3 protein-coding genes are annotated in these 3,553 nt (G+C 74.9%); 1 reads left to right on the top strand and 2 read right to left on the bottom strand.

All coding sequences use genetic code 11. The features are described 5' to 3' along the window. Window positions 1–1,067 (top strand): SbcC/MukB-like Walker B domain-containing protein (locus tag FOE67_RS20035; RefSeq protein ID WP_323385112.1); only part of this gene is annotated, 1,067 nt, incomplete at its 5' end. Window positions 1,068–1,143: 76 nt separating this feature from the next. Here the strand turns inward: FOE67_RS20035 and FOE67_RS20040 are convergent. After that, entirely contained in the window at window positions 1,144–2,832 is a 1,689-nt protein-coding gene (locus FOE67_RS20040) for a DUF885 domain-containing protein (protein WP_182666232.1), read from the bottom strand. A gap of 35 nt (window positions 2,833–2,867) precedes the next feature. Further along, complete coding sequence (locus FOE67_RS20045) at window positions 2,868–3,467, bottom strand: Lrp/AsnC family transcriptional regulator (protein ID WP_182666233.1); 600 nt, start codon at window positions 3,465–3,467, stop codon at window positions 2,868–2,870. Window positions 3,468–3,553: the final 86 nt, after the last annotated feature.

The raw sequence follows: 3,553 nt of genomic DNA on the forward strand, positions 1-3,553 counted from the left end.
AGACCCCCCGTTCCCCCGGCGACCCGGAGGACCCCGGCGACCCCGGGGCCCGTGCCGACCTGCTGACCCGCCGGGCGGAGGCACTCGCCGCCGCCGCCCCGGCCGTCCGGGCCGTCCGGGACACCGCCGAACACCTCAAGCTGGCCGACGACCGTCTCGCCGAGGCGGTCTGGCGGGCCGGCTTCCCCCGGGCGGACGCGGCGCGGGCCGCCGTCCTCACCCCGGACGCCCGCACCGCGCTGCGCCGGCGCGTCGAGGATCACGACCGGCGCCGCGCGGCCGTCGACGCCCTCCTCGCCGACCCCGACCTCCACCCCCCGGCCGGGGAAACGGTCGACGACCCCGCGCCCGACCCCGCTCTCACCGGGGCGGAGCTGCGCGCGAGCGAGGCGCGGTGGCGCGCCGCCGCCGCGGCGGCGGACACCGCCCGGGCCCGGGTCACCGACATCGAGGCGCTCTCCCGGGCCGTCGCGACCGGCGTCCGCGAACTGGCCCCCCGGCGGGAGGAGAGCCGGCGACTGACCCTGCTGGCCGGCCTCACCGCCGGGACGGCGGGGGAGAACGCCTATCGCATGCGGCTGGAGACCTACGTGCTGGCCGCCCGCCTGGAACAGGTCGCCGCCGTCGCCGGCGCCCGCCTGGACCGGATGACCGCCGGCCGCTACCTGCTGGAACACACCGACATCCGCAGCGGCCGGGGCCGCAGCGGACTGGGCCTGCACGTGGTGGACGGGTGGACCGGCCGCCGGCGCGACACCGCCACCCTGTCGGGCGGCGAATCCTTCCTGGTCTCCCTCTCCCTCGCCCTCGGATTGGCCGACGTGGTCGCGGAGGAGGCCGGCGGGGTACGGCTGGACACCCTCTTCGTGGACGAGGGTTTCGGCACCCTGGACGAGCAGTCCCTGGACGACGTGCTGGACGTGCTGGACTCCCTGCGCGAACGCAACCGCAGCGTCGGGATCGTCAGCCACGTCGCCGAACTGCGCTCCCGCGTCCCCGTCCAGTTGGAGATCACCAAGGGCCGTCGTGGATCCGGCCTGCGACTGCGGGGCCCCGAGCCCGTGTGACCCGAGGCGCCCCGCGTCCCGGCGCGGTGGCCTCCGCGGTCCCGGCGCATGCGCCGGGACCGCGGGGACCCCCGCCTCACAGCGCGGACAGCTCGTCCTCCAGGTCGTCCAGGCCCAGCGACCCCAGCGACAGCGCCGCCATGTGCCAGGCCTTGGCGTCGAAGGCCTCGCCGTGCGCCGCCCGGGCCGCCTCCCGGCCCCGCAGCCAGACCCGCTCGCCCAGCTTGTAACCGATGGCCTGCCCCGGCATACCCAGGTACCGCACCAGCTCACTGTCGACGAACTCCGCCGACCGGCTGCTGTGCGCCCCGAAGAACTCCCGCGCCAGTTCCGGCGTCCACCGCTCCCCCGGGTGGAAGCCCGAGTCCGCCGGGATCTCCAACTCCAGGTGCATGCCGATGTCGATGATCACCCGCACCGCCCGCATCATCTGGCAGTCCAGGTACCCCAGCCGGCGCTGCGGATCGGTCAGGAACCCCAACTCGTCCATCAGGCGCTCGGCGTACAGGGCCCACCCCTCGGCGTTGGCGCTCACCATCCCCATGGTCGTCTGGTAGCGCGAGAGCCGATCGGCCACGTACACCCACTGGGCCAACTGCAGGTGGTGCCCCGGCACCCCCTCGTGGTACCAGGTGGAGACCAGGTCGTAGATCGGGAACCGGGTCTCGCCCATCGTCGGCAACCAGGTGCGCCCCGGCCGGGAGAAGTCCAGCGACGGACCGGTGTAGTAGGGGGCGGCGGCGCTGCCGGGCGGGGCGATCATCGACTCCACCCGCCGGACCTCCGGCGCCAGGTCGAAGTGGGTGCCGTCCAGCGCCCCGATGGCCTCGTCCATGAGCTGCTGCAGCCAGTCGCGGACCTCCTCCACGCCCTCGACCACGTCCCCGTGCGAGTCCAGGTGCCGCAGGGCCTCCCAGGGCCCGGCCCCCGGCAGGATGCGCTCGGCCTCCCGCCGCATCTCCGTCAGCAGCCGGTGGTACTCCGCCCAGCCGTAGGCGTACGCCTCGTCCAGGTCGAGGTCGGTGCCGTTCCACTGCCGCACCCAGCGGGCGTAGCGTTCCCGGCCCACCGCGTCGGGCACGCCGGCCGCGCGCGGGGCGTAGGTGTCCCGCAGCCAGTCGCGCAGGGCGGCCACCGCCGCGCCGGCCGCCGCCGCGCCCTCGTCCAGTTCGGCGCGCAGGGAGTCCGGTCCCTTGGCGACGAAGTCGGCGAACCAGCCGCCGCCCGTGTCCCCGCCCACCCACTCGCCGAACTGTTCCACCACGGTCCGCACCTGTCGCTCCGCCGCGAGCAGCCCCTGGTCCAGGCCGGTCGCCAGCGAGGTCCGGTACCCCTCCAGGGCCGTCGGCACCGCCGCCAGCCTGCGCGCCACCGCCGCCCAGTCCTCCTCCGAGGCCACGGGCATCAGGGTGAACGCCTGGCGGATGTCGTGCACCGGGGAGAAGAGGTTGTTGATCTCCCGCAGTCGCTCGCCGGCGTCGTGGATCGCCAGATCGGCGGTCAACCGCTCGCGCAGCAGACGGGCGCAGCGCCGCTCGGCGTCGTCGTCGGCACCGGGCAGGGCCTCGGCCGCCTCCAGCCGGCGCAGCGTCCCCCGGTTGAGCTCGGCGACGGCCTCCAGGCCGGTGGGGGAGAGGTCGGGCAGCCGGTCCGCCGTCCCCGGGATGCCGAGGTAGGTGCCGATCAGCGGATTCAGTTCGACCAACGCGTCGAGGTGGGCGTCGGCCAGTTGACGGGGCAGCAGGTCGTGCGTGGTATCGGACATGGCCCCATCCTGGTATGCCGGGGCCCGGTTCGTCATCACCGAACGGCGCGAGAATCCTGTCGTGATCCTCCCGCAACCCTTCGGTCCCCTCCCTCCGGGGCCGGTGGCGCGCCCTCGGACCCCCCGCCGGGCGTTCCCGCGTCCCCGTACGGCTCGCCGATGTCGTCCGGCGGCAGCAACGGCCCGCAGGACCACTGCCGGAACACCAGCCTGGTCTCCACCCGCGCCACCTCCCGGCGGGCGGTGAACCCCTCCACCACCAGCCGCTGCAACTCCGCCGGACCGGCCACCGCCACGTGGACCAGGTAGTCGTCGGGGCCGGAGAGGTGGAACAGCGCCCGCGCCTCCGGGTACCGCCGAACCCGTTCCACGAACGGCCCGATCACCTCCCGGCGGTGGGGCCGTACCTGCACCGACAACAGGGCCTCCAGGGGACGGCCCAGCCGCGCCGGGTCCAACCGCAGCGTGTGTCCCAGGATCACCCCGCCGCGTCGCAACCGCCGCACCCGGTCCACGCAGGTGGAGGGGGCGACCCCCACGGCGGCGGCGAGTTCGCGGTAGGTCATCCGCGCATCGTTCTGCAACAGCCGCAGGATCCCCAGGTCAACCGCATCGAGCGCGACCGAATCAGCCATCCGCCGAACGTAGCACGGGCACCCGCCCGCGGAGCCCGCTCCGTTCGCATGATCCCCCCATGACGACCGCACCCGCCGCCGCTGTC

This window comes from Streptomyces calidiresistens, from assembly GCF_014141525.1.
GTDB lineage: Bacteria > Actinomycetota > Actinomycetes > Streptomycetales > Streptomycetaceae > Streptomyces > Streptomyces calidiresistens.